Origin of the sequence: Halorussus amylolyticus (assembly GCF_004143485.2) — an archaeon.
Lineage (GTDB): Archaea > Halobacteriota > Halobacteria > Halobacteriales > Haladaptataceae > Halorussus > Halorussus amylolyticus.
The window spans coordinates 613515-632331 of sequence record NZ_ML974131.1 but is presented as its reverse complement, the minus strand read 5'-3'; the positions used below and the strand labels follow the sequence as shown (position 1 = coordinate 632331).

Below are 18817 nucleotides of genomic sequence, written 5' to 3'. Positions count from 1 at the left end.
CCGCCTCCTCCGACTGAACGACGCTTCTGCCCGGGCGAACGCTTTTCGTCGGACGAGTGCGTCGGTCCGGTGTGTCACGCGCCACCGTCGTCTTCGACACCAACGTCCTCGTCGCGGAACTCGGCTTCCCCGACGAACCCGAGGCGTGTGTCGCGCTCGCCGAATCGGACGCGGTCGAAGCGGTCGTTTCGACCGCGATTCTCCGGGAGTTCGCCGCCGTCCTCGGCTACGACCGCCTCGCGCTGGCCCCGCGAGCGCGCTCGACCGCGGTCGAGCGCGCGGCCGCAGTCGCACGCCTGGTCGAACCCGCCGTGTCGGTCGAAGCCGCTGCGGACCCGGACGACGATGCGATTTTGGAGTGCGCGCTCGCGGCCGCGGCGGACGCCGTCGTCACCGACGACGCCCACCTGCTCGAACTGGGGGCGTTCGCCGGGACCGAGATGCTTTCGCGCGAGGCGTTCCTCGTCCGTTTCGCCGACCGTCCGACCGAGCGCCCACACCGCAACCGGGAAGGGTGACGCGCCCCTCCCTCCCGCCGATGGACGCCGAGTTTCGCGACCGGGCGGTGTACCTGCCGGACGAGGACGCGCTCGTGGCCGCGGACGTGCACGTCGGCCGGGACGCCGCCTCCACCGTCGAACTCCCGCTGGGCGAGCGCGCCGACCTGACCGACCGACTCGCCGCCCTGCTCGCGCGATTCTCCCCCCGAGAAGTCGTCTTCGCGGGCGACCTCCTCCACGCCTTCGACCGGGTTCCGGAGGGCGTCGAGGAGACGCTCGCCGACCTGCGCGCGACGGTGGCGGACGCCGGGGCCGAACTCTCGGTCGTCCGCGGGAACCACGACTCGATGCTCGACTCGGTCGGGGTCGAGGCTCGCGATTCGTACCGACTCGGCGACACCGTAATCTGTCACGGCCACGAGCGGCCCGAAGCCGACAACGGGAAAAACACCGTCCGCTACGTCGTCGGCCACGACCACCCGGCCATCGAAATCGAGGGCGTGCGGCGGCCGTGTCTGCTCTACGGCCCGGCGACCTTCCGGGGCGCGGACGTGCTGATGCTCCCGGCGTTCAACCGCCTCGCGCCTGGTACACCGGTCAACGGCAGGCGAACTCGCGACTTTCAGTCGCCGGTCGTGACCGACGCCGACGCGCTCAGGCCGGTGGTCCACGATGAGGACGCCGACGAGACGCTCCGATTTCCGCCGCTCGGAGAGTTCCGGCGGCTACTGTAAATCCGCGAGAATCGCGCGGGCGGCCTTCCGGCCGCTCTGCATCGCGGCGTTGAGCGACGACGCTTCGGTGTACTCTCCCGCGAGGAACACCGACCCGCCGGGTGCGCGAACGCCGGGCAGGCGGTCGTAGACTCCCGGCGACTGGTCGAACTGCGCGAACTCCACCCGACTCGTGTGGACCGGTTCGAGACTGATTTTGCGCTCGGGGTACCACGAATCGAGTGTTCGAGCGGTCTGGACCGCGAGGTCCTCGTCGGGGTCGTCCGGGACCCCGAGGAACGTCGCGCTCAGGAGGGTCCGGTCGTCGGGCGCGTACTCGGGCGCGACCGACGACAGTTGGACCACCTGATTCGGGCCGTCGATTCGGTCGTCACTGTCGGTCTTCGTCCCGTCATCAGCCCCCTCGTCGTCACCCGCCGACTCGCTCGCACCGGCGTTGAGCAAGATGCGCTTGCCTGCATCGAGTTCCGGGCCGTCGAACGCGAGGTACTGGGTCACGCATCCCTTCGCCTCGGTCGGAATCGACTCGACGCCGGTGAGGTCTCGGGCCTGCTTGGGGTCGGTCGCGACGAGTACGGCGTCGGCCGTCGTCGTCTCCCGACCGAGTTCGACCGCGACCTCGTCGCGAACGCGCTCGCCGCCCTCGATTCCGGTCACGGTCTCGTCGGTGACGATTTGTGCGCCCGCGTCGCGGGCCGATTCGGCCAACTGCTCGCTAATCGCGCCCATCCCGCGGGCCGGGACCGCGATGTGGCCGGTCGAGAGCATCTTGAAGGAGAACTCGAACGCCTTCTTCGAGGTCGAGAGGCTCCGGTCGAGCGTGATGCCGCCGTAGAACGGTTCGGCGAAGTTCTCGACGAACTTCGCCGAAAAGCCCCGGTCGCGGAGGTACCCGCGGGTGGTTCGGTCGGGTCCGGCGAAAATTTCGGCGTCGGACTTCCCGGCGAGTTCGCGCCGGAGTTGAAGAATCTTGAGTTTGTCGAGCGTCGTCACGTCGCGGTTGAACAGCGACTCGACCGCGCCCGAGAAGTCCCGAAACGGGTCGGCGAGGGTCGCGCGGTGGCCCGGACGCGCCACCACGCCGCCGGGCTTGAAGTACCGCAGGTCGAGCGCGTCGTAGTCGAGTTCGCGTCTGGCCGCGGGGTACGCGGTGAACAGCACCTGAAACCCGCGGTCGAAGACGTAGCCGTTCCGGCGGACAGACCGGACTCGGCCGCCCACCTCCCCGTGGCGTTCGTACACTCGAACGTCCGCGCCCGCGTCCGCGAGGTGGCGGGCCGCGGTCAGTCCGGCGAGTCCCGCGCCCGCGACGACGACTTCGGTCATGGGCGAAATTGGGCGGGGTCGCACAAAGTTTCTCTGTTCCGAGGGGAGGACAGGCGAGCGGTTCGATTACTTGAATCGGAACGTTTCGAGGTTCTTCGGCGCGAACGTCCGCATGTTGAACTCGTGGTAGAGCGCCGACGAGAGGTCTTGGGTCGAGGACTCGTCGCCGTGGACACAGAGCACCTTCTCGGGCCGGGGACTCATCGTCTTCACGAAGTTCATGAGTCCCTGCCTGTCAGCGTGGCCGGAGAAGCCGTCCACGGTTTCGACGCCGAGTTTAAGTTTCAGGGTGTTGTTCCGACCGCTCCGACCGTTGCTCCCCCGACGACTCCGGTTCATCGGAATCTCGTCCCACCCGTTCTGGATGCGGCGTCCGAGGGTTCCCTGGGCCTGATAGCCGACGAACACGAGCGTCGTGTCCGGGTCGGGGCCGAGGTGTTCGAGCCACGACATGATTGGGCCGCCCGTGACCATGCCGGAGGTCGAGAGGATGATGGCGGGGTCGCCGTCGGCCACGTCGCGGCGCTCCTCTTCGCCGCCGTCGATGTGATTGAACTGGTCGGCGAGGAAGGGGTTCTCGTCCTCGTGGAAGATGCGGTCTCGGAGGTCGTCACGCAGATACTCGGGGTAGGTGGTGTGGATGGCGGTCGCCTCCCAAATCATGCCGTCGAGGTGGACGGGCATGGTCGGGATGTCGCCGCTCCGCATCGCCTCCTCAATGACGAGCATCATCTCCTGGGACCGACCCACCGCGAACGCGGGGATGAGGACCTTCCCGCCCTGCTCGTAGGTCTCGTTGATGACCTCCTTGAGTTTCTCCTCGGAGTCCTCCTGGTCGGTCTGGTAGTCGTTTCGACCGCCGTAGGTCGATTCGAGGACGAGCGTCTCGACCCGCGGGAAGTCGTTGACCGCGCCGTTGAACAGGCGGGTGTCGTCGTAGTGGATGTCGCCCGAGAACGCCACGTTGTACAGGCCGTCGCCGATGTGGAAGTGCGAGACGGCCGAGCCGAGAATGTGGCCCGCGTTGTGGAGCGTGAGCTTCACGTCGGGCGCGATGTCGGTCACATCGCCGTATTCGAGCGGGATGGTGTGCTTGATGGCCTCGCGGACCATCTCGGACTCGTACGGCGGCGCGCGGCCCTCCTTGGCGGCCACGTCGAGGTAGTCCAACTGGAGCAGCCCCATCAGGTCGCGAGACGGTTCGGTGGTGTAAATCGGACCGTCGTAGCCGTACTTGAACAGGAGCGGAATCAGCGCCGAGTGGTCGAGGTGGGCGTGGGTTAGCACCACCGCGTCGATGGTGTTCGCGCCCGCGCCGAGCGCCTCCTCGACTTGGAGGTACGGCACTTCGCCCTCCGCGCCGGGCTTGTCGCCACAATCGATGAGAATTCGGGTCTCGGGCGTGCTGAGTATGAATGCGGCCCGCCCGACCTCCCGGCAACAGCCGAGAGTCGTGATGCGGACGTACTCCTCGTCGCTCATCTCCTCGCGGTGAATCTGGCGACCCACCTTCTCCAGGATGCTGCGCCGTTCGTCGCGCTCCTGTTTCAGGAAGTTCCGGACGTTCGAGACGGTGGAGGATTCGATGGGCGGCGTGCGCACGACCTCGGGCGTCCACCCGACTTCCTGGGTAATCTCTCGGAGCGTCGAGCCGTGCTTGCCGATGACCATGCCGGGCTTCTCGGCTTCGATGACGACCTCACCGGTGTCGGCGTGGAAGTCGAGGTCGGTCACGCCCGCCTCCTCGGGGATGACCGCGAGCACGTCGTCGTGGGCGGTTCCGGGCGGGGAGAGCACGTCCGGGTCAGGACGGACCGTGATTCGCTTGCGAAGCTGGCTCGCCAGCCGCCGGATGAGGTCGCCGTTCCGCGCGAACTTCTTGGGGTCGCGGGTGTAGACGACCAGTTCCGGGCCTTCGTACTTTACGTCCGACACCGAGATGTCGCTCGGTAGTTCGCTTTTAATCTCTGCTCGCAAGTCCTCGAGTTGCTGGTCTACTTTACTCATAGTGGAAAAATTCGGATTCTGTGTGGTGCGTGCTCCTGCGTGTCGGACCGGCGAACAGCCGAGTCCGACGACTACGGTCCCGGCGGCCGACCGGGGTCGGCCGCCGGAGGGCTATCGGTTGCGTGGTCCATGTCGGTCCGGCGGTAAAACCGTCGCGACTACGACGCAGAGTACAGCGCAGCATAGATTTCGCTTTTCTGCGGGGACAGACTCGCGTATCAACGCGAGCGTCTGCGCCCCCGGCGGGACGAGCGCTGACCGGACTCAGTTCGGAGACGCAGGAAAACCCGCTTAATCGCCTCTAGTCCCCGATGTTATAAAAGCCTTCTCAAAATACGCACATCCAAGTCGGGCGAGTGCGACGGTCAGGTATGCGACTCACGCCCGAATCGGTCGCCGACGAGTATCGGTGGGTGCGCGACAGAGCCGACGTAATCGTGCCGCTGGTCAACCGAGTCCGGGCCGACCTCGGCGACCGCTTCGACACCGACGTGGACGAGGTGACGGTTGAGGGGTATCGGCGGGAGGTCGCGGTCGTCTTCGCCGACGGCGACCTCGCGGTCAACGTCGCGGCGTTCGTCGGCCTGCTCCGGGACTTGGACGTGAAAGGCGACTATCCGGGATTCGTGGCGGACGAACTCCTCGGCAGACAGCTCGCGGGAATGATAGCCGGGAATCAGCCGCTCGGTCTGCTCGGCGAGGCGACGTTCCACTACGCCGACGTGATGGTCCACCACGAACCGGATGCGGAGGCGGCGGGCGTGGACGACCTCGACGCCGCGTTGGCGGCGGGGTTCCAGACCCGCCTTCCGGGGTGGGACTGGACCGAGAGCGAGAGTCCGTTTTCGGTGGCCCAAGCGAGGGAGTAGCCAACCGTCCCTGAGCGCGGTGACACGACCGATTTTTCTGCGCGGTGTGCGTGTGTGGACGTATGCGACACGCAACCCTCTGTTACCTTCTGCGCGGCGACGAAGTCCTGCTCATCGAGAAGCAGCGCGGACTCGGCGAAGGGAAGTTCGTCGGCCCCGGCGGTAAACTCGAAGACGGCGAGACGCCCCGCGAGTGCGTCGTTCGCGAAGTCGAGGAGGAAATCGGCGTGACGCCGCGCGGCCCCGAGAAGGTCGGGGAGTTCGAGTTCGTGTTCGGGGACGAATCGGAGATGTTCGTCCACGTCTTCCGCGCGGAGGACTTTTCGGGGACGCCCGAGGAGAGCCCGGAGGCCGACCCCGAGTGGTTCGACGTCGATTCGGTGCCCTACGACCGGATGTGGGAGGACGACCGCCACTGGATGCCTCACCTGTTCGCTGGCGAGACTTTTTCGGGCGAGTTCGTGTTCGATTCGGACGGCGAGGAGTTAGTGGAGTGGGACGTCGAGACGGATGTGGGATTTTGACGGCGAGCTGTTTCGATTGGAGACGTAGCGAGACACCGACCGCCACTCGCACGGTACAAGTGAGAAACCGCACCGCGACCGCAAGCCACGCCCTCCCCCAACCGACTGCGTTTCTCGGTCGTTCGTTCGACTCACGACCTGCGATACTCGTCCCTCGCGCGGTTGTCGGCCCACGAGGGGCCGACAGCGCGCGCCACGATGAGAGTGACACTTCGAAACCCTATTTAAAGTCACGGCGCGCGCTGGCGCGACCCTCGTGGTCGCGCCGAAATGCGCGAGGGATGAGCGAACGCGCGACTGCAAGGAGCGCGTGAGGGAATCGGTTGGGGAGGGGTGTGGCCTGCGGTCGCGGTGCGGGTGCGGTTCTCATAGGTGACGGAAGTAGCTAGCTTCTATTGTCCTTCTTGGGTCTCCCATACGACTCTCATTACCGCTGTCCCTCGTCGAACCGCTACCAAAGCTTCATCGCATTTAAGACCGCCTCAGTGAAATCACTACCCAATGAGCGACACCGAACAGGAACTCGGCATCACCGAGTCCAAAGAGTACAGCCCCGGCGACTGGTACGCCGAAGTCGTCCTCAAGGCCGAACTCGCCGACTACGCGCCGATGGGCGGGTTCATCGTGACCCGACCTCGCGGCTACGCGCTCTGGGAGGGGATTCAGGACCACCTCGACTCGTGGTTCAAACAGACCGGGTCGCAGAACGCCTACTTCCCCGCGCTCATCCCCGAAAGCTATCTCGAACGCGAGAGCGACATCGTGGAGGGCTTCGACCCCGAGGTGGCGTGGGTCACCCACGGCGGCCACGACGAACTCGAAGAGCGACTCGCGTTCCGACCCACCAGCGAGTCCATCATCACGCCGTTCATGAGCAACTGGGTTCGGAGTCACCGCGACCTCCCGCTCCGCCTGAATCAGTGGTGTAGCGTCATCCGGTGGGAGGCGACCGAGACCAAGCCGTTCTTCCGAACGAAGGAGTTCCTCTGGCAGGAGGGTCACACCGCCCACGAGACCGAAGACGAGGCGTGGGACGAGACGATGACCCGACTCGGCCAGTACCAGAATCTGTACGAGGACGTGCTCGCCATCCCGGTCCTCCGGGGTCGTAAGCCCGAACACGACAAATTCCCCGGCGCGCACACCACGACCACGGTCGAGGCGCTGATGCCCGACGGCAAGTCCGTGCAGGGCGGCACCTCCCACTACCTCGGTCAGGGCTTCGCGGAGGCGTACGACCTGACCTACACCGACGAGGACGAAGACGAGCAGGTCGCCCACACCACCTCGTGGGGCCTCTCGTGGCGCGCAATCGGCGCGCTCATCATGACCCACTCCGACGACCAAGGGTTCGTCTGCCCGCCCGCAATCGCGCCCGAGCAGGTCGTCATCGTCCCCATCTGGAACGAGGACACCCGCGAGGAGGTCCTCGACTACGCCGAGGACGTGGCCGACGACCTCGACGCCGAGGGCATCCGCGTCGAACTCGACGACCGCGACGAGCGCAACCCCGGCTTCAAGTTCAACGAGTGGGAGCTGAAGGGCGTCCCGGTCCGCATCGAAATCGGCCCGAACGAGGTCGAGAACGACGAACTCACCGTCGTCCACCGACCCGACGGCGAGGACACCGTCGAGGACCGTGAGTACGTCGCCGAGACCATCGAGGACCACTTCGAGGCGGTCCACGACAAACTCTACGAGGCCGCCGAGGAGAATCTGGAGGAGAACGTCCGCGAGGCCGACGACCGGGCGGGCATCCTCGGCACCATCGGCCAGCACGGCGGCTACGTCAAGACGCCGTGGTGCGGCGACGAGGCATGCGAGGACGCCATCAAAGACGAAATCGCGGCCGAAATCGTGATGGTCCCGATGGACCGCGACGAGGAACCCATCGGCGACGAGTGCGGTATCTGCGGCGAGGACGCCGAGGAGACGGCGTACTTCGCGAAGTCGTACTGAACGACTCTCGTTTCTATTTTCGCCGCCTTTGTGCGAGCAACGCGGTTGCAACCAGCGCGACGAACGCCGCGCTGACGCCGAAACCGGGAACCTCACTTTCGGTTTCGGGAGCGGTCGTTTCGGTCGTGGCGGTGGTCGCAGTCGGCGATTCGGTTGTCACGGCCATCGAAGTAACGGTGGTCGGGCCCACGGTGGTCGGGGTCGTGGTCGTCGTGTCCGCAGTCGTCGGTGTCGCAGTCGCCGCATCGGCCACTTCCTCGCGGGACTCGACCACCTCGAACTCCGTCGTGACCGACTCGGTCCCGTTCGACGCGAGCGCGGACGACCCAGCCACCGAGACGTTCGCTTGGTACACGTCGCCCGCGTTGAGTTCGCCGTCGTTGAAGCCGCCGGTGACGTTCGCGTCGGGGAGGTCGGCGACGAGGTAGTAGGTGTCGTTCCGAGCGTCGACGACGACGTGGGTCGAGTCGGGCGCGAGGTGAATTTCCGCTGGCTCGAACGACGGCCCGGGGTTTATCTGTCGGACTTCGAGGCCGAGCGCCCCGTCTTCGACCAGTCCGAAGAACCGCGCGGTCGCGTTCGAGTCGTTCCGTGCGGCCAGCGCGCCTCCAAGCCCGGACGCCTGGAGTTCGAGCACGAGCGTGTCGTTTCGGGCGACTTTTTCGGACCGGGTGAGATTTCCCGAAGTTTTAGCCGAACGAACCTCGGTCAGATTCGACAGCGTAACCGACTCCGGCGCGACCCACGTTCGAAGGTCGTCGGTGCTTCGTTCGTTCAGGGTGAGCCGACTGGCGGTCGCGGCCTCGCCGTCGGTCGCGTTTCCGGACCAGAGTTCGAGGTCGTAACTGTCGGTCGCGACCGGCGTCGAGGCGTTCGACCGCTCGCGGACCGCCACGGTGTCCTCGCCTGTCGCCTCGAACGTCCCGTCGTACGTGTCGAACCGCACCGTCACTCTGCCGTCACCGTCGGCGTCTCGCGCGGTGACGGTCGCCAAGTGTCGCTCGTCCGGGGAACCGATTCTGAGCGTCGCGGCGTCGGTTTCGGAGAGTCGGACACCGACTTCGACTGCGTCGCCGCGCTGTTCGTGGTAAATGGCCGATTGCGCGAACTCGACGCGCGGGTCGCCGTCGGTTGCGAGCGCCGCGCCAACCGGCGCGGCGCTCGCGGCAACCACTATCGCTATCGCCGCGACGCAAGTGAGTAATCGTCGGTGGAGGGCGGACATGTATCCGTGTTCTAACTAATTCGGAAAATATCTTCTGTCTCACTCGGCCTCGTGAGCGAGCGACAACACCACCGCCGTCCCCGAAAGCACCTGCTCACCCTCTACTTCCGCAATCGTCTGCACTCGAAGCCTGTCGCTTCCTAACTCCTCGACCACGGTCGCGGTCGCTCTCACGGTCTGACCCGGTCGCACCGGCTTCTCGAAATCGGCGTCCTGCGAGAGATACACGATGTCGCCCGGCAAATCCGCCAAGGCGGCGCTCACGACGCCTGCGGTCAGCATCCCGTGAGCGACCCGGCCGCCGAACATCGTCTCGCTCGCGTACTCCTCGTCGCGGTGAATCGGGTTGTCGTCGCCCACGAGGTCGGCGTAGGCGTCGATGGTCTCCTCGGTGACGGTCAGGGTCGCCTCCCCGGTGTCCTCGACGGTTGCGACTGGCATGAACGGGAGTCGTCTCGCGCGACGAATCAATCCGGGGGTTAACATGTGAAACGGGGTTTTGAAGGCGGGACCGTCCGTGGATTGAGTCATGCCGTATGCGGACAACGATGGAATCTCGCTCTACTACGAGGTCGAAGAGCCGTCTGACGCCGAGACGAACGCGGCCGCGGCCGACGCCGAGTACGTCGTCCTCGTGGAGGGACTGGGCTACGGCCGGTGGATGTGGCGGTGGCAACGCGACCGGCTCGCCGACGAGGGCTTCCGGGTCGTGGTGTGGGACAACCGCGGGACCGGCGACTCGGACGCTCCCGAGGGACCGTACTCCGTCGCGGAGATGGCCAGCGACTTGGAAGCCGTCCTCGACGACGCGGGCGCGGAGCGCGCCCACGTCGTCGGTGCGAGCATGGGCGGCATGATAGCCCAGCAGTACGCGCTCGACTACGACCGGGGCGAGAGCCTCGCCCTGCTCTGCACCTCGCCCGGCGGCGAGGAGTCCCACGACGTGCCCGCGGAGACCCAAGCCCGAATGTTCGACGTGCCCGAGGATGCGGACGAGCGCGAGGCCATCCGATACAAGATGAAGCCCGCGATGACCGACGACTTTTGGAGAGGGAATCCCGACCTCATCGACGACATCGTGGACTGGCGACTCGACGGCGACGCCTCCGAGACCGCCCGCGAGGCCCAAGCTTCGGGGGTGCTGGCGTTCGACGCGAGCGATAGCCTCGCCGACATCGACGTGCCGGTCCTTCTCGCCCACGGGACCGCAGACCGCGTCCTTCCGGTCGAGAATAGCGACCTGCTCCACCGCGACCTACCGAACAGTCAGCTCGCGATTTTCGAGGACGGCTCGCACCTCTTCTTCATCGAGCGCGCCGAGGACGTGAACGACCGACTCGTGGCATTTCTGACCGATGCGTAGCCACGACGACCGGCCCTACGACTGGGTGGGCGCGTGGAGTCGCAAGCGCGCCGAACTCTCGCCCGACACCGTCGGACTCGTGGACGCCACGACCGGCGACCGATTCACCTACGCCGAGTTGGACCGGCGGGCGAATCGAGTCGCGCGACTCCTCCGCGAGCGAGGCGTCGAGGACGGCGACCGCGTCGCCGTCCTCTCGCGGAACCGGCCCGAACTCGTGGACCTGTTTTTCGCCACCGCGAAGACCGGCGGGGTGCTCGCGCCGCTGTCGCACCGACTCGCCCCGGCCGAGTTGGTCGAGATGCTCAACGACGTGGAGCCGTCGCTCCTCGTGGTCGAGGAGCCGTTTTCGGGCCTCGCGCGCGACGTGCTCGCCCGCGAGCGTCGGGCGTTCGACTGCGCCGTCCTGTCGCTCTCGGACGACGCCGAGTACAGCTACAAACCGTGGCCCGACCACCTTCCGGAGGACACGTCCGCGGTCGAGACCGCTGACGTGTCGATGGACGACCCGCACCTGTTTCTCCACACCGGCGGTTCGACGGGCGTCCCGAAGGAGACGGTCGTGACCCACGGCTCGATTCTCTGGAACTCCTTCAACACCATCACCGCGTGGGGGCTTCGGCCCGAGGACGCGACCCCGATGGTGTTCCCGATGTTCCACACCGGCGGGTGGAACGTCGTCACGGTGCCGCTCTTTCACCTCGGCGGAACCGTCGTCATCGCCCGCGAGTTCGAACCCGCGGAGGTCCTCGACCTCGTGGAATCCGAGCACGCGACCGTTCTCGTCGCGGTTCCGGCGGTCCTCCGGATGATGGCGGCCCACGACGACTGGGAGACTACGGACCTCTCCAGTCTGCGATTCGCCAAGTCGGGCGGCGGCCCTTGCAGGGAGGCGGTCATGGACGCGTGGTGGGACCGCGACGTTGACCTCTCGCAGGGCTACGGCCTGACCGAGTGCGGCCCGAACAACTTCACGATGCCCGACGGGTGGCCCCGCGAGAAGGCCGACAGCGTCGGCGTCCCGGCGATGCACGTCGATGCGCGCATCGTCTCGGAATCGGGCGACGAACTCCCGCCGGGCGAAATCGGCGAACTCGAACTCGCGAGTCCCCACGCCGCCGACCGCTACTGGCGCAACGAAGCCGAGACCGAGGAAACGTTCGGCGATTGGGTCTCGACCGGTGACCTCGCCCGCCGGGACGAGGAGGGCTACGTCTACATCGAGGGCCGGAAGAAGAACATGTACGTCTCTGGCGGCGAGAACGTCTACCCGCCCGCAGTCGAGGACCGCATCGCGGACCACCCGAAGGTCGATGAGGTCGTCGTGATTCCGGTCTCCGACGACCAGTGGGGACAAGTCGGTAAGGCGGTCGTGCAGGGCGACGAGTCGCTCACCCTCGACGAACTGACCGATTTCTTGGACGGCAGGCTCGCGCGGTTCAAGCGACCCCGACACCTCGCGTTCGTCGCCGAGATGCCGACCTCGGGACCGTCGAAAATCGACCGGCAGGCCGTCGAAGAGGAGTTCGGTGACGGGAACTGAGCGCGTGTGTCAGTCGTCGCCGGGCGCGGCGGATTCGGTCCCGTACTTCCCGGTGAGGTCGGCGTCGCGCCACGTTCCGCGCCGGAACCACAGATAGCCGATGACGCCGCCTACGACGTTCGAGATGGCGAACGCGACCCAGATACCGTTCGACCCCATCAGGTCCGCGCCGACCCACGCGATGGGGAACCGAATCACGCCGAGGGTCAGAATCGAGATGGCCGCGGCGATGAGCGTCTTTCCGGCCCCGCGGAAGCCGCCGCTGTACGCTCGGAGGACGCCGATGAAGCCGAACGTGAGCGCGGTGTAGCGCATGAACGTCGCGCCGATTTCGACCACCTCGGCGTCGGTCGTGAACACGCCGACCACGGGTTCGGCCACGAGGAACACGACTGCACCGAGACCGGTGAGACCGACGAGCATCACCTTCGCGCCGTAGTGGTTCGTGCGTTCGGCGCGGTCGATTTTCCCGGCACCGATGTTCTGGCCGGTCATGGTCTCGATGCCCTGCGAGAACGCGATGGCGGGCAGGAAGATGACCGAGAACACCCGAGTCCCGATGCCGAACGCCGCGATGACCGTCTCGGGGAACGCGGCCACGATGACGAGCATGAGGTTGACCGAGAGCGCGCGTCCGGTCCCTTCGACCGAGGCGGGCAGGCCGATGCCGACGAGTCGCCGGGCGTAGCCGAAGTCGGGGCGCATCTGCGAGAGCCGAATCCGGACCCCGCGATTCCCGCGGAACATGATGACGAGTCCGACCACGAGCGCGAGCGTCCGCGAGAGGACGGTGGCGATGGCCGCGCCCGCCATTCCCGAGCCGGTGTAGCCGGTGGCCGTGAGGAGTTGGCCTTCGAGTCCTCGCAGGCCGACGTAGCCGAACAGGGGGTTGCTCTCGAAGCCGAAGATTAAGAACGGGTCGAGGACGATGTTGAGGACGACCGACCCGAACATCACGACCATCGGCGTCACGGTGTCGCCGTACCCGCGCATCAGCGCGATGAACACCGCGAATCCGAACACCGACAGCAGGCCGAGCGAAAACACCTCCATGTAGACGGTCACGAGCGGGACGATGCTCTCGGACGCGCCCATCAGCGCGAGGAACTCCTCGATGAACAGGTAGCCGATGCCGCCGAGCAAAATCGACGCGACCACGGTGAACGAAATCGTCTGCGAGGCGGCGTACTCCGCCTGCTCCTCCTCGCCCGCGCCGACGTGCTGGGCGACGAGGACGCTCCCCGCGACCGACAGGCCGAGCGCGAGCGCGATGAGCAGGAACACCATCGGGAACGCGAAGCTGATGGCCGCGAGCGCGGTGGTGTCGTACTGGCCGAGCCAGAAGGTGTCCGCGAGATTGTACACCGTCTGGAACAGGTTCGTGATGACGATGGGAATCGAGAGGTAGACGAGCGGCTTCGCGATGCCGCCGGAGGTCAGGTCGAGGTCCTCGGGCGATTTGAACACCGCGCTGAGGTGGTCTCGGATGCTCACTCCGACACCACCCGGTCTGTGGCCGCGTCGGTGAGCAACTGCCGGGTGACGTAATCGGTGAGCGAGTCGCGTGCGCGCTCGACCGGGTGGCCGACCGAGACGTACCGGGTCTGCGCGCCATTGACCGCGGTCACGAAGAAGTCGGCGGTCTCGTCGGGGTCCACCTCGGCGCGGACGTCGCCGTCGCGCTGTCCGGCTTCGAGCAGCGATTCGAATCGGTCGTGGAGGAGTCGGTCGAACCGCAGAAGCTGTTCGCGAAACTGGTCGTCGTAGGGTCCTTGGGCCTTAATTTCGAGGAGCGCGGTCTGGAACCCTCGGTGGGTGTCCTCGTCGCGCGGAGTCAACACCACGTCCACCAGCGCGAGAAGTCGGTCTACCGGGCGTTCGCCGTCGAGGTCGTCGAGTCGCTCCGCGAAGCCGTCGTATAGGTAGTCGAGGAACGCCGAGAGGAGTTCGCGCTTGCTCTCGTAGTGGTAGTGGAGGGTGGCTTTGCTCTTCGAGGACTCGTCGGCAATGTCCTGCATTCGAAGTGAGGCGTACCCGCGCTTGCAGAGCGCGGTGTACGTCGCCCGCATGAGTTCGTTCGGTGTCTCGGTCATGGTGAGTGGTTGACTGACCGGTCAGTCAGTAGCTGTCGTAACTAACTGGCCGGTCAGTCAAATACGTTGCGAAGCCGGACGACTCCGTCCGGAGTCGTCCGGCGGGGAAAAAGTCCGATAAAAGGGGTTTCGGTAAAACGGTGACGAAACCGGGCTACTCGGCGAGTCGTTCGCGCGCGAACCGCATCAACAGCGGCACGTCGCTGAGGTGGAACAGCTTCGCGAGCGCCCGCTTGTCCCCGGCGTTCGCGTTGCTTAGGGTGTCGAAGCCCACGCGCTTCAGGTCGGACATCAGCTGGTCGTAGCGCTCGTTCGGCGCGAGATACAGGAGCTGAGTCATCAGGAGGCGCGTCCGCATCTTGGGCGCGACTCTGGTGTGCCAGAGTTCGTCGTACACCGACATGGCCTCGGCCGAGGTGTCGGGGTCGTCGGGCGTGAGACACCGGTCGGCGGTCGCGGCCGCGATGCGTCCCGACTGCATCCCCTTGTGGATGCCCTCGCCCCAGAGCGGGTCGATGGACGGCACGGTGTCGCCGACCGCCATGAAGTTGTCCGTGCTCATGTCGGTCGGCATCTGGATGTGAGCCGACCCCCGGTGGACCTTCCCCTCGATTCGCTCGGCGTTCTCGAATCGCGGGTCGGTGTCGAGCCAGTGGTGGAGGTAGTCGTCGATACCCATCCCGTCGCGGGCGTAGTCGCGGTGGGCCTCGTTCTGGATGTAGCAGAGGCCGACCTTCGCGGTGTCCCCGCCGGTGTGGAAAATCCACGAGTAGCCGCCCGGCGCGAGTTCGTGGTCGAGTCGGAGCATCATCGCGTCGTGGAGGTCGGCGTACCCCTCGCGGTCGATTTCGATGCCCTCCATCTCGTACTCGACGCCGATGGCCTGATGCTTCCGTTTTAAGTCACAGACGCCGAGTTTCTTCGCGAGCGGCGCGGCCGGACCGGTCGCATCGACCACGATGTCGGCGTACACCTCTTGGTTCCCGCCGTACCAGACACCGACGATGTCGCCGTCCTCCATAATCGGCTTCGAGACGCGGGCGTCGAACCTGAACTCCGCGCCCTTCTCGCGGGCGTCTTTCACTAGATACCGCTTGAAGTCGCCGAATTCGAGCACCGCGCCGGGTTGGTACTGGACGAAGTGCTCGTTCGGCGATTCGAGGACGACGTTTTCGGTGTACTGCATCACCACGTCCTCGGGAATCCCGAACGAGGTCATCATCGAGGGGAACGTCCCGGCCGTCGATTTGTTGCTCTGGCGCGGGAACTCGGCTTCCTCCTCGGCTTCGAGGACCACGACGTCGTAGCCCCGTCGAGCGATGTCGCGGGCGCACTGCGCGCCCGCCGGGCCAGCGCCAGCCACGATGACGTCGAAACGGTCGGTCATGGCGTCGCCTCGGGAGGGGTGGAGTCCGGCGTGTCCGTTCCTGTTTCGGCGGGTCGAATCGGCGGGTCGGTGGCGAACGAGCCGTCGCTCGTTCCGCGGCGTCGGTCGGCGTCGAAACCCGCAGTCGAAGGAGTCGTCGGGGTGAGGGGACCTCCCGCGTCTCTCCCGACGAGAATGTCATATTCGTCCGCAGTCATCTCTACCGCGACTAAACGCCACTCCCATAAAAAACGGACGCAAACGCGCTGGCTCGCCAATTATGTCGGACTGTCGCGGGCAAAACCAATCGGCGGTCGTTCGTGACTTTCGACACTCCCCGAACGCGGAGCTTTTTACCGCAGGCGGTTCGAACCTTGTCCATGACGGAAATTCACCCCCACCAGCGGGTTGCGGTCCTCGCCGACGCCCAAAACCTCTACCACACCGCTCAGAGCGTCTACAGTCGGAATATCGACTACTCCGCCCTCCTGGAAAAGTCCGCACAGGACCGTCAGCTCACGCGCGCCATCGCCTACGTGATTCAGGCCGACAGCCCGGACGAGGAGCGATTCTTCGAGGCGCTGGCCGACATCGGCTTCGAGACCAAAATAAAGGAGCTCAAGACGTTCGGCGACGGCTCGAAGAAGGCCGACTGGGACGTCGGGATGAGCCTCGACGCGGTGACGCTCGCCAACCACGTCGATACGGTCGTGCTGTGTACCGGAGACGGCGACTTCTCGCGGCTCTGTTCGCACCTCCGCCACGAGGGAGTCAGAACTGAAGTGGTGAGCTTCGAGGAATCGACGTCCGACGAGCTGATTCAGGCCGCCGACACGTTCGTGGACATGTCCGAGCGGCCCGAGACGTTTCTGCTGTAGACCGGCCCGATTACACCGGGCGGCCTTCTTCGCCAGCGGTACCGAGCAGGAGCGCGCCCGCCGCGAGGCCGAGGGTCGCCACGGCCGCGAGGGCGTTGTTCACGAGCGTCTGTTCGCCCGCGACGGCGAAGATGAGCACTCCCGCCGCCACGAGGAGGAACGCACCGAGTTTCGATTTCATCGTACCAGTCGGTAGTGGCTCAAGGAGCATAAATCGCACCGTCCCCGCCAGAGAGATTAATGATTAAACATTAAATAGACAGGACCTATCACGGTCAATGGTATCTCATAACGCGGGAGAGAGCGAAGCCTTTTCGCCGGGCGACCCGAACCCGGAGCCAATGACTGCGAGCGACGACGAGCGACGAGAGTCTCGAAGCGCGGACGGCCCGCGAGGTTCGGCGGCCGCGTCCGATTCGGCGGCCGGTCTCCCCGCGCTCCGGACGACCGCCGACTACCAGTTCGGCGCGGGCGCGGGCATCGCGCTGTTCCCCGAGAACGAATCGCTGGAGGTGAAGCGGTCGTCGTCGGGCCGTCCACAGCAGGTCATCGCCGACGAGGGTCGGGTCGTGACCTACGCCACCGACGGCCGGTTCACGCTCGGTCTCGCGGGCGGTCGGCGACTCTTGGAGGCGCTCGAATCGCCCGCTGGCCGGGTGGTGGTCGGCGACGAGAGCGAACCGTTCGTCCGCGACGGCAAGAACGTCTTCGCCAAGTTCGTCGCCGCGGTCGGTTCCGAAATCCGACCCGGCGACGAGGTCGCGGTGGTCCACGACGATGGCCGCCTGCTCGCGGTCGGCCGGGCGGAACTCTCCGCCGACGCGATGGCCGACTTCGACACCGGGATGGCGGTGATGGTCCGCGAGGGCGCGGGCGACGCCGAGTAGATTCACGCGCCGATTCGGCCTTCCACCGGGAAAGGGCTAATGGGTCAGCCCACCGTGGTTGGGACTGAAAGGGGCCGCCTGCTCGCGTGCAGTTCAGTCGCCTCAGCGACCCCTATTCGGCGCGGGCGGTGGTCACGCGAGCGGAGCGAGGGTGACCTCGGAAGACGCGGTTTGTCTTCCGGCGCGGAGAGCGCCGAATATGTCGGTGAGCGACCGCGAGCAGGCGGGGGCTTTCTGGCTGTTTTAGATTCCAGTGTTTGTGGTGCAAAGCGACCGGGCGGGAGTTTTCTAACCCAATATCGTACAAGCGGACGCGTTCGTGTATCCGAATTCGGACACGAGGTCCAACACGCTTATCCTCTCGGCTTCCGACGGTTCGAGTATGTTCGGAGGAGGCGGCGGCGGACTAGATCCGCGCAAGATGCAGCAGATGATGAAGCAGATGGGTATCGACGTGGACGAACTCGACGCCGAGGAAGTCGTCATCCGCACGAGCGACGGCGAGGAGTTGGTGTTCGACAGTCCCGACATCACCGTGATGGACGCTCGCGGCCAGCAGACGTACCAAGTCGTCGGCGACCCCGAGACTCGCGACTCGACCGCTGGCGCGGTCGAAAGCGGTGACGAGGAGGACGCGGGCGGGAGCGATATCCCCGACTCGGACGTCGAAATCGTCGCCGGGCGGACCGGCGCGAGCGAGGACGAAGCCCGAGACGCCCTCGAAGCGACCGACGGCGACCTCGCGGCCGCAGTCGAGCGCCTAGAGTGACGGTCCTGCTGGTCCACGGCGACCGGGAGTACCTCCGCGAACCCGGCGAGGAACTCCAGACCGACCTCGGCGTGCTGGACGTGCCCGAGGACGTGACGCCGGGCGAGACGCTGGAGACCCATCTGGGCGAACCGTTCGAGGTCCGGGGTCTCAGGGGTCCCGACCTGTTCAATCACTTCGAGCGCACCGGCGCGCCGATGATGCCCCGCGACGTGGGTCTCATCGTGGGCCACACCGGCGTCGCGGCGGGCGACCGCGTCCTCGACGCCGGAACCGGGACCGGCGTGCTGTCGGCGTACCTCGGTCGAATGGGCGCGCAGGTCACGACGTTCGAGCAGGACCCCGAATTCGCCGGTGTCGCGCGCGAGAACATGGAACTGGCCGACGTGGCCGACGCGGTGGACGTTCGCGCGGGCGACGTGCTCGACCACCTCGACGACCTCGGAGCGTTCGACGTGCTGACCCTCGACACCGCCGACGCGGCTGATGTGGTCGCGCGCGCGCCGGACCTGCTGGTGCCGGGCGGCTTCGTCGCGGTGTACTCGCCGTTCGTCGAGCAGACCCGCGAGACGGTCGAGGCCGCGCGCGAAGTCGGCCTGACGGACGTTCGAACCCTCGAAACCATCCAGCGCCGGATGGACTTCGACGAGCGAGGGTCGCGACCCTCGACTGCGGGCGTGGGTCACACGGGCTATCTGACGTTCGGGCGTCGAACGTAGCGCCGCTCCCGGTACGCTTCTCCCGGAAACGTGTCCGGAGACGGACGATAGGTTG

The 18817-nt window shown here is 66.2% G+C and carries 19 protein-coding genes; 11 read left to right on the top strand and 8 right to left on the bottom strand.

The window, feature by feature from the left end:
• The first annotated feature begins 71 nt into the window (after positions 1–71).
• Together EKH81_RS07135 and EKH81_RS07130 are read left to right on the top strand one after the other, a co-directional pair.
• Positions 72–518, top strand: a complete 447-nt coding sequence (locus EKH81_RS07135) for a putative toxin-antitoxin system toxin component, PIN family (protein ID WP_162224515.1) — start codon at positions 72–74, stop codon at positions 516–518.
• A gap of 20 nt (positions 519–538) precedes the next feature.
• A complete protein-coding gene (locus EKH81_RS07130; RefSeq protein ID WP_132057470.1) occupies positions 539–1234 on the top strand; it encodes a metallophosphoesterase in 696 nt (231 codons plus the stop codon).
• On the opposite strand, the gene EKH81_RS07125 is transcribed toward EKH81_RS07130, so the two are convergent.
• On the bottom strand, positions 1226–2560 hold the full coding sequence (locus tag EKH81_RS07125) for an NAD(P)/FAD-dependent oxidoreductase (protein WP_132057469.1): 1335 nt from the start codon (positions 2558–2560) through the stop codon (positions 1226–1228). The two genes, EKH81_RS07130 and EKH81_RS07125, sit on opposite strands and share 9 nt — an antisense overlap.
• Positions 2561–2626: 66 nt before the next feature.
• A complete protein-coding gene (locus EKH81_RS07120) occupies positions 2627–4567 on the bottom strand; it encodes a beta-CASP ribonuclease aCPSF1 (RefSeq protein WP_132057468.1) in 1941 nt (646 codons plus the stop codon).
• A 371-nt stretch (positions 4568–4938) separates the two neighbouring features.
• Here EKH81_RS07120 and EKH81_RS07115 point away from each other — a divergent pair, with 371 nt between their 5' ends.
• The 3 genes from EKH81_RS07115 to proS all read left to right on the top strand — a co-directional run bounded on the left by EKH81_RS07115 (position 4939) and on the right by proS (position 7919).
• Complete coding sequence (locus tag EKH81_RS07115; protein WP_132057467.1) at positions 4939–5436, top strand: DUF7984 family protein; 498 nt, start codon at positions 4939–4941, stop codon at positions 5434–5436.
• A gap of 62 nt (positions 5437–5498) precedes the next feature.
• The gene (locus EKH81_RS07110; RefSeq protein WP_132057466.1) at positions 5499–5960 is read left to right on the top strand and encodes an 8-oxo-dGTP diphosphatase; all 462 of its coding nucleotides are present in this window, start codon (positions 5499–5501) and stop codon (positions 5958–5960) included.
• 501 nt (positions 5961–6461) lie between these two features.
• Positions 6462–7919, top strand: coding sequence for a proline--tRNA ligase (proS, locus tag EKH81_RS07105; RefSeq protein WP_132057465.1), 1458 nt, complete (start codon positions 6462–6464; stop codon positions 7917–7919).
• 13 nt (positions 7920–7932) lie between these two features.
• Here proS and EKH81_RS07100 read toward each other — a convergent pair whose 3' ends face one another.
• Together EKH81_RS07100 and EKH81_RS07095 are read right to left on the bottom strand one after the other, a co-directional pair.
• Positions 7933–9144: a DUF7827 domain-containing protein gene (locus tag EKH81_RS07100; RefSeq protein WP_132057464.1), complete on the bottom strand. Its 1212-nt coding sequence runs from the start codon at positions 9142–9144 to the stop codon at positions 7933–7935.
• Between the two features lie 39 nt (positions 9145–9183).
• Positions 9184–9585, bottom strand: a complete 402-nt coding sequence (locus EKH81_RS07095) for a MaoC family dehydratase (protein ID WP_132057463.1) — start codon at positions 9583–9585, stop codon at positions 9184–9186.
• Between the two features lie 88 nt (positions 9586–9673).
• Between EKH81_RS07095 and EKH81_RS07090 the strand changes: the two genes are divergently transcribed.
• Both EKH81_RS07090 and EKH81_RS07085 read left to right on the top strand, forming a co-directional pair.
• Positions 9674–10507: an alpha/beta fold hydrolase gene (locus tag EKH81_RS07090; protein ID WP_132057462.1), complete on the top strand. Its 834-nt coding sequence runs from the start codon at positions 9674–9676 to the stop codon at positions 10505–10507.
• Positions 10500–12050, top strand: coding sequence for an AMP-binding protein (locus EKH81_RS07085; RefSeq protein WP_132057461.1), 1551 nt, complete (start codon positions 10500–10502; stop codon positions 12048–12050). The genes EKH81_RS07090 and EKH81_RS07085 overlap by 8 nt, the downstream gene beginning before the upstream one ends.
• 9 nt (positions 12051–12059) lie before the next feature.
• On the opposite strand, the gene EKH81_RS07080 is transcribed toward EKH81_RS07085, so the two are convergent.
• From EKH81_RS07080 to EKH81_RS07070, 3 genes are all read right to left on the bottom strand, one after another.
• On the bottom strand, positions 12060–13544 hold the full coding sequence (locus EKH81_RS07080) for an MATE family efflux transporter (protein WP_132057460.1): 1485 nt from the start codon (positions 13542–13544) through the stop codon (positions 12060–12062).
• Positions 13541–14143 (bottom strand): TetR/AcrR family transcriptional regulator, encoded by a 603-nt coding sequence (locus tag EKH81_RS07075; protein ID WP_238392138.1) that lies wholly within the window; start codon positions 14141–14143, stop codon positions 13541–13543. The genes EKH81_RS07080 and EKH81_RS07075 overlap by 4 nt, the downstream gene beginning before the upstream one ends.
• A gap of 154 nt (positions 14144–14297) precedes the next feature.
• The gene (locus EKH81_RS07070) at positions 14298–15530 is read right to left on the bottom strand and encodes a digeranylgeranylglycerophospholipid reductase (protein WP_132057459.1); all 1233 of its coding nucleotides are present in this window, start codon (positions 15528–15530) and stop codon (positions 14298–14300) included.
• A gap of 359 nt (positions 15531–15889) precedes the next feature.
• Between EKH81_RS07070 and EKH81_RS07065 the strand changes: the two genes are divergently transcribed.
• A complete protein-coding gene (locus EKH81_RS07065) occupies positions 15890–16387 on the top strand; it encodes a LabA-like NYN domain-containing protein (protein WP_132057458.1) in 498 nt (165 codons plus the stop codon).
• 10 nt (positions 16388–16397) lie between these two features.
• Here EKH81_RS07065 and EKH81_RS07060 read toward each other — a convergent pair whose 3' ends face one another.
• Complete coding sequence (locus tag EKH81_RS07060) at positions 16398–16568, bottom strand: hypothetical protein (RefSeq protein ID WP_162224514.1); 171 nt, start codon at positions 16566–16568, stop codon at positions 16398–16400.
• A gap of 160 nt (positions 16569–16728) precedes the next feature.
• On the opposite strand from EKH81_RS07060, the gene EKH81_RS07055 reads away from it, so the two are divergent.
• From EKH81_RS07055 to EKH81_RS07045, 3 genes are all read left to right on the top strand, one after another.
• Positions 16729–17274 (top strand): PUA domain-containing protein, encoded by a 546-nt coding sequence (locus tag EKH81_RS07055; RefSeq protein WP_132057457.1) that lies wholly within the window; start codon positions 16729–16731, stop codon positions 17272–17274.
• 382 nt (positions 17275–17656) lie between these two features.
• Positions 17657–18043, top strand: coding sequence for a nascent polypeptide-associated complex protein (locus EKH81_RS07050; RefSeq protein WP_132057456.1), 387 nt, complete (start codon positions 17657–17659; stop codon positions 18041–18043).
• Positions 18040–18762, top strand: coding sequence for a tRNA (adenine-N1)-methyltransferase (locus EKH81_RS07045; protein WP_132057455.1), 723 nt, complete (start codon positions 18040–18042; stop codon positions 18760–18762). Before EKH81_RS07050 ends, EKH81_RS07045 begins: the two co-directional genes overlap by 4 nt.
• The last annotated feature ends 55 nt before the right edge of the window (positions 18763–18817 follow it).